General features: G+C 67.7%; 8 protein-coding genes. 5 read left to right on the top strand and 3 right to left on the bottom strand.

Features of this window, described 5'->3' with window-relative positions:
• Positions 1-365, top strand: a 365-nt coding sequence (locus ACTHL4_RS15025; protein ID WP_440283575.1) for an HNH endonuclease, incomplete at its 5' end; no start/stop codon positions are given.
• Positions 366-535: 170 nt separating this feature from the next.
• On the opposite strand, the gene ACTHL4_RS15020 is transcribed toward ACTHL4_RS15025, so the two are convergent.
• On the bottom strand, positions 536-769 hold the full coding sequence (locus tag ACTHL4_RS15020) for a DUF2283 domain-containing protein (protein ID WP_440283574.1): 234 nt from the start codon (positions 767-769) through the stop codon (positions 536-538).
• A gap of 63 nt (positions 770-832) precedes the next feature.
• On the opposite strand from ACTHL4_RS15020, the gene ACTHL4_RS15015 reads away from it, so the two are divergent.
• The gene (locus ACTHL4_RS15015) at positions 833-1,633 is read left to right on the top strand and encodes a spermidine synthase (protein WP_440283573.1); all 801 of its coding nucleotides are present in this window, start codon (positions 833-835) and stop codon (positions 1,631-1,633) included.
• A gap of 19 nt (positions 1,634-1,652) precedes the next feature.
• On the opposite strand, the gene ACTHL4_RS15010 is transcribed toward ACTHL4_RS15015, so the two are convergent.
• A complete protein-coding gene (locus ACTHL4_RS15010; protein WP_440283572.1) occupies positions 1,653-2,315 on the bottom strand; it encodes a response regulator in 663 nt (220 codons plus the stop codon).
• Complete coding sequence (locus tag ACTHL4_RS15005; protein WP_440283571.1) at positions 2,312-3,943, bottom strand: ATP-binding protein; 1,632 nt, start codon at positions 3,941-3,943, stop codon at positions 2,312-2,314. Before ACTHL4_RS15005 ends, ACTHL4_RS15010 begins: the two co-directional genes overlap by 4 nt.
• Positions 3,944-4,131: 188 nt before the next feature.
• On the opposite strand from ACTHL4_RS15005, the gene ACTHL4_RS15000 reads away from it, so the two are divergent.
• Genes ACTHL4_RS15000 through ACTHL4_RS14990 form a run of 3 tightly spaced genes read left to right on the top strand, consistent with a single transcriptional unit; the run spans position 4,132 to position 6,915 of the window.
• Positions 4,132-4,935 carry an ABC transporter ATP-binding protein gene (locus tag ACTHL4_RS15000; protein WP_440283570.1) on the top strand — a complete coding sequence of 268 codons (804 nt, stop codon included), beginning with the start codon at positions 4,132-4,134 and terminating at the stop codon, positions 4,933-4,935.
• A complete protein-coding gene (locus tag ACTHL4_RS14995) occupies positions 4,925-5,821 on the top strand; it encodes an ABC transporter permease (RefSeq protein ID WP_440283569.1) in 897 nt (298 codons plus the stop codon). Before ACTHL4_RS15000 ends, ACTHL4_RS14995 begins: the two co-directional genes overlap by 11 nt.
• Before the next feature lie 38 nt (positions 5,822-5,859).
• A complete protein-coding gene (locus tag ACTHL4_RS14990) occupies positions 5,860-6,915 on the top strand; it encodes an ABC transporter substrate-binding protein (RefSeq protein ID WP_440283568.1) in 1,056 nt (351 codons plus the stop codon).
• Positions 6,916-7,125 lie beyond the last annotated feature (210 nt).

Genomic DNA, 7,125 nt, shown 5'->3' with positions numbered 1-7,125 from the left:
TGATCATCTTCCGCGACCACACCTGCCGCACCCCCTGGTGCACCGCACCCATCCGACACATCGACCACATCCAACGCCACACCGACGGCGGCGACACTTCCGAACGCAACGGCCAAGGACTGTGCGAACGCTGCAACTACGTCAAGGAACACCCCGACTACCACGTCACCGGCACCGCAGCCGCAACCATCACCACCATCGGCGGCCTCACCGCCGCCACCAGCCGACCACCAGCACCACCCGGCCTACCACCGCCCACCCGCTCCCACCCCGAACGCGTCTTGATCGACATCATGTGGAACGGCAGCCTGCAACAACACGACGACCCTCCCCAAGCGAGATCCGCACGCCACATAGGCGGATGATCGACCGTATGACACATGAACCAGTGCAGGCCGGCCAGATCGACCTCGTCGACGGCTCTGGCGTCAGTCGCGTCGTCAATGCGCGCGGGCTGGTCCGCGAAATCGCTCCCGATCACACAGCGCTGTGAGCATCAAGACCGCCACCATCAACGCTCGTCGGCCGCCGCAACTCATTCCAGCTGGCTGACGTCCTGCGCCTGCGCCAAGGTGGCGGGCCGCAGGACGTCGTGTGCGCCGAGGACCTCCATGCCCAGAAGATGCCCGTTCACGTCGAAATCCAGGGTGATCGAGTTGGGATGGAAGGGCAGGTCCACAACGTGCGTTCTCACTGCCTCGCCCCTGCCGATCGGGTCGACGAGATAGACGTATGCCGCGTCGGCCTCCCGGTCATGGCTTATCCGCATGCTCCGATACTCCTCGAGAACCCTGGTAAACGCGACAGACGAGCCAACCCATACGCTGACGCCGTGACCGACCAGCCGCACTTCGACTTCCAGCCGGACGAGCGCGGCGGCGTCACCGTGCTGCGCGACGGGCACCCGCAGTCCCACGTGGACCTGCACGACCCCGAGCTGCTCGTCTTCGAATACATCGCCCAACTGGCGATCGGCATCGACCTGCTGCCGGCCGGCCCGGCCGGCATCACGCACATCGGGGGCGCCGGGCTCACTCTGGCCCGCTACGTGCAGCACACCCGTCCGGGGTCACCGCAGATCGTCCTCGAGCCGGACGCTTCGCTGACCGAGTGTGTCCGCCGGGAACTCCCACTCCCCCGCAACCACCGCATCCGGGTGCGGCCGCAGGACGGCGCTTCCGGCGTCCGCGCCCTGCGTGACGCGTCCGCGGACGCCATCGTCGTCGACGCGTATGACGAGGGCCGGGTCCCCGCGGACCTGTTGACCCCCACCACGATCGCGCACTACCGACGAGTCATGAAGCCCGGCGGCCTGCTGTTGCTGAACCTCGCCGATGAGCCCAGCCGCGACTACCTCGCCCGTGTGTTGGCAACGCTGGCGGATGCTTTCGATCATGCCGCTGTGCTCGCCATGGCCGATGTCATGAAAGGCCGGCGCTTCGGCAACTACGTCGTGATCGCCTCCACGAGTCCGCTGGACATCGACGAGATCCGTCGTCGCGCAACCCGATTGGCAGCCACCACGACCGTCCGCGCAGCCGGAGCACTGCGCGGCACGGCGAAGCCGTTCACCGACGACGACGTCGCTGCCTCGCCGCCGCCGCCCGACCCCGGCGCGTGGCGCGCGCGCTGACCGAGCCGCCCGGCGGACATCACCGCCGCCACACGTACTCGTGCTCCGGGCGCCCGGTCCCGCCGTACCGCAGCCGCATCAGGGCCACCCCGTCGTCGACGAGTCCGGCGAGGTAGCGCTGCGCGGTGGCCCGGGCGATGCCCAACTCGGTGCCGAGGTCCGCCGCGGACACCGGGTCCTGCGCGGCCTGCAGGGCATCCCGGACCAGCGATGCCGTCACGGGCGACTGCCCCTTCGGCGCCTGCGGCCGGTCACCCTCGTGCAACGCACGCATCGCGGTGTCGATCTGGTCCTGGTCGAGCAAGCCGTCACGCACCCGGCCGCGATAGCGCTGCCACGCCTTCAACCTGCGGACCAACTGGTCGACACCGAACGGCTTCAGCAAGTAGTTCACCGCACCGGCCGACAGTGCGGCCCGCACCGACTCGGCCGAACCGTCGGCGGTGATCATCATGACGTCACACGCTGCGCCGGTGAGCTGCGCACACACCTCCAGCCCAGACCGGTCCGGCAGGTAGTTGTCCAGCAGCACCAGATCCGGGCGCAGTTCGTCCACGGCACGTAGGGCATCCGCTGCAGTGTGCGCCACCGCCACCACCTCGAACCCCTCCACCGACGAGGCGTATGACGCGTGGACCGACGCCACCCGGAAATCGTCGTCCACCACAAGAACCTTCGTCATCGCCCTTCCTCACCATCGCCCATGCAGTGCTCAATCGCTGCTGCTTCCAACACGTTCGGCAGCTCCGCGACGAACACGGTCTCCGCGCCCTCGGCACCGAGCGCACTCAACCGCAACTGGCCGCCGAGCCCTTCCGCGGTCGTCCTCGCGATGGCCAGGCCCATGCCGCGCCCCTCACCGCGCGAACTCACACCACCGACGAAGATCGACTCGGCCCGCTCGGCCGGGATCCCGTCACCGGTGTTGGCGACCGACATCACCAGCTTCGTGCCCTCGGACAACAGGTCCACCTCGACCCGAGCCGGACGCGCCGACGAACTGCGAGCGGCCTCGATCGCGTTGTCGACCAGGTTGCCCAGGACGGTGATCACCTCCACCGGCGCGACCAGCTTCTGCGGCACCCAGCTCTGCCCGGACAAGACCAGCGCCACCCCGGACTCGGCGGCCGCCGATTGCTTCCCGGCGAAGAAGGCCCGGATCGTGTTGGACCGCACCGCCGGGTTCTCGCTCACGTCCTCACTGTGCGCGAATTTGACGCTGTCGCTGAGGTATTCGATCGCATCCTGCACGTTCGACGTGTGCAGCAGCCCCATCACGGTGTGCATCCGATTGGCGAACTCGTGCCGCTGCGCGCGCAGCGCGCTCGTCATACTCCGCACACCGGCTAGCTCGCTGGTCAGCTGTTCGAGCTCGGTCCGGTCCTGGACGGTCAGCACACCGCCGAGGTCCGTCCCGTCGTCCAGCGCCACCGGCCGATGCTTGGCCACCAGCACCCGCCGCCCGGACACTGCGGTGATGGCACGGCCGTCCTCCGCCGGATGCCGCATCAGACGTTGCAGGTCCGGAGCGAGCGCGAGATCGTCCAGGTCGGCGCCCAAGCGAACTTCCTTGCCCAGCAACCGGATCGCCTCGGCGTTGCACATGGTGACCCGGCGTTCGGTGTCAACCGCCAGCACACCCTCACTGATGCCGTGCAACACCGCCTCCCGCTCCCGCACCAGGTCCGCGACCTCCGACGGCTCCAGGCCCAGCGTCAGCCGCTTGAGCCGACGACCGAGCAGCGCGGTCAGCAGGACGGCGATCAGCACCGCCGCCAGCGCCCACGGCAACACGATGAACAGCACCCGCACCAACGCGTCGTGAATGTCCGTCGCCGCGAAACCGACACTGATCTCGCCGACGATCCGGCCGGACGAGTCGCGCAACGGCACCTTGCCACGGGCGGACAGGCCCAGCGTGCCGCGCTCGATCGAGACGTTCTCCCGGCCCGCCAGCGCCTCCTCCGGGTCGGTGCTCACCATCTTGCCGATCTCGTCCGGGTTCGGATGCGCCAGCCGCACGCCGCGGTCATTGGTGATCACCACGAACAGCGCGTGCGCGGACCGCTCCTGGGCGCCGGCGATCTGCTGCACACGCGACTGCTCGTCCGCGGCGACCAGATCTCCGAGCCCGCGGTCGGCGGCGATGGTGCGGGCCACCGACAGGGCGCGTTGCTCGTACTGGTGCTGCAGGGTGGACCGCAGGAAGAAGCCGGCGACGAGCAGGCTCACCACGCCCAGGGCCGCCACGACGGCGACCTGCAGCATCATCATCTGGCGGGTGAACGGCATCCGCCGGGGTCGGGTCATGGCCGACCACGATAGGGCGTTCAGCTGCAGCGACGCCCCGGATGCGAAATGTGCAGAACGCGCTCAGCGTGCGAAAACCGGGCAACGCTCGCAACGCAGACAGCACCCGTGACGGGCCCCTAGCGTCCTGCGCCGTGCCCTCCTCGATGTGAGTGGGGTCACAGTCCCCGCCATGAGAAAGGACGCGTATGTCGCACCTCGTCGAGCTGTCGCACGCGACCAAACGCTTCGTGAAGGCCGGTGGTGGCATCCACGTCGCCGCCGCCGACATCACCATGACCGTCGACCCCGGAGAGTTCGTGGCCGTCGTCGGTCCGACCGGCTGCGGCAAGTCCACCACCTTGTCCCTCGTCTCCGGGCTCGAGCCACCGTCCGACGGCGTCGTACGCGTGAACGGCGCTGCGGTGCAAGGGATCCCGGACGGCGTCGGTTACATGTTCCAGGCCGACGCGATGCTGCCCTGGCGCAACGTGCTGGCCAACGTCGCCGCCGGACCGATGTGGCGCGGCGTTCCCAAGGCCGAGGCACACGAGAAGGCCATGGACTGGATCACCCGGGTCGGCCTGGCCGGCTTCGAGAAGTCCTACATGCACCAGCTGTCCGGCGGCATGCGCAAGCGCGTCGCGCTCGCGCAGACGCTGGTCAACGAGCCGAAGATCCTGCTGATGGACGAGCCGTTCTCAGCGCTCGACGTACAGACCCGCGCGCTCATGCAGAACGAGCTGCTCGAGCTGTGGTCCGGCACCGGCACCGCCGTCATCTTCGTGACCCACGACCTCGAGGAGGCCATCGCGCTGGCCGACCGCGTCGTCGTGATGACGGCGAGTCCGGCCCGCATCAAGGACGACTTCCGCATCCAGCTGCCCCGGCCGCGCAACGTCGAGGAACTGCGGCTCACGCCGGAGTTCATCGACACCTACTCCAAGGTCTGGAAGTCGCTGTCCTCCGAGGTCGAGGCCGCCCGAGCACAAGGAGCATCCCGTGTCGCGTAACTCCACGATCGACGCACCCGGCACAGCCGAGGCCGGTGCCACCGATGGTCGTATGACGACCCCGCTGCAGCCCCAGGACCCACGCGCCCAGCTGCGCCGGCACAAGTCGATGGTCTACGCGCTGCGCGTGCTGGTCCTCGCCGGCGTGATCGCCTTCTGGGAGATCTCGGTCAGCCTGTGGTTCGACCCGTTCTTCTACTCCAAGCCGAGCCTCATCTGGAAGAAGCTGGTCACCTGGTTCACCGACGGCACCGCACAGGGTTCGATCTGGACGCAGATCTGGGTGACCTTCCAGGAGGCGGTCTACGGATTCCTCATCGGTGCGGTGCTCGCCATCGTGCTGGGCATCCTGCTGGGCCGGGCGCGACTGTGCTCTGAGGTCCTCTCACCGTTCATCCAGGCCGCCAACGCCGTGCCGCGCATCGTCCTCTCGGCGATCTTCATCCTGTGGTTCGGGCTCGGCATGGAGTCCAAGATCGCGACCGCAGCGGTCCTGGTCTTCTTCCCGGTCTTCTTCAACGCCTTCCAGGGCGCCCGGGAGGTCGACCGCAACCTGGTCAACAACGCCCGCATCCTCGGGGCCGGCCGACTGCAGGTGCTGCGCTCGATCGTCGTACCCAGCGCCACGTCCTGGATCCTCGCCTCGCTGCACACCGCCTTCGGCTTCGCCCTCATCGGCGCGATCGTCGGTGAGTTCGCCGGCTCGACCAAGGGCGTCGGACTGCTCATCTCCACGGGTCTGAGCGCCTTCGACGCAGCCGCCATCTACGCCGGCATGGTCATCAGCACCGTCATGGCGCTCATCGCCGAGCTCGTCCTCGGTTACCTCGAACGCCGCCTGCTCAAGTGGCGCCCGCCGTCGCAGACCGAGACCGTCGCGGTCTGACCAGCCCTGCCCACCGTTACTCACAGTCAGGAAAACTCATGCACAAGAAGTTCGCCGGAATCGCCGCAGTCGGTATGGCGGGGGCCCTCGCCCTCGGTGGCTGCGCCACCCAGAAGGACGAGCCCGCGGGCGGAGCCAGCGCCGGCGGCTCCCATGCCTCGGTCAAGATCATGGTCGGCGGCATGAGCAAGGTGATCTACCTGCCCGCCGCGCTCACCGACAAGCTGGGCTACTTCAAGGACCAGGGCCTCGACGTGTCGTTGATCGACACCCCGGCCGGTGTCACCGCCGAGACGGCGCTGATCGCCGACAAGGCGCAGGGTGTCGTCGGCTTCTACGACCACACCATCGACATGCAGGCCAAGGGCAAGTGCCTGGAGAGCGTCGTGCAGTTCGCGAACGTGCCGGGTGAGGTCGAGATGGTCTCCAGCAAGGACGCCGGCTCCATCACCTCCGCCAAGGACTTCAAGGGCAAGAAGCTCGGCGTGACCAGTCAGGGCAGCTCGACCGACTTCCTCACCCAGTACCTCACCGGCAAGGCCGGCATACCCAGCACCGGGTACACGACCGTCAAGGCCGGCGCGGACGCGACCTTCATCGCCTCGATGAAGTCCGGCGGCATCAACGCCGGTATGACGACGGACCCGACCGTCGCCCAGCTGACCAAGACCGGGGTCGGCAAGGTCCTGCTCGACATGCGCACCGAGGCGGGCACCCGGAAGGCGCTCGGCGGGCTCTACCCGGCCAGCTCGCTCTACATGTCCTGCGACTACGTCAAGCAGAACCCGCAGACCGTGCAGAAACTGGCCAACGCGTTCGTCAAAACCCTGAAGTGGATCCACACCCACAGCGCACAGCAGATCTCCGACAAGCTGCCGGCTGACTACAAAGGCAGCGACCCGAGCCTGTATGTGCAGGCGCTGAACGACTCCAAGCGGATGTTCACCGACGACGGGCTGATGGACGAATCGGGCGCGAAGAACGCGCTGAACGTGCTGGGCTCCTTCTCACCGGCGGTCAAGCCCAAGAAGGACCAGATCGACATCAGCAAGACCTACACGACCGAGTTCGCCCAGAAGGCCGACGCCTCCTGACCGAGAGGAGCACCTACTGACCGAGAGGATGACCGAATCACCACGATCCGGTCATCCTCTCGGTCGTTTTGTACTCCTCTCGGTCCGACGGGGCGGGTCGGGTGGTTTCCGGCGGTAACCCCCGTAACCTCATCGACCTGCACCCGACGCTGTTGCATGCCAAGCACCACCGCGCGACCGTGACCCAGGCCGACCTGGACTACGTCGGCT

The sequence above is a fragment of the Flexivirga sp. genome (genome assembly GCF_051955415.1).
GTDB lineage: Bacteria > Actinomycetota > Actinomycetes > Actinomycetales > Dermatophilaceae > Flexivirga.
Note: the sequence above shows the minus strand (reverse complement) of the source record. Positions and strands in the feature narration are given on the sequence as shown.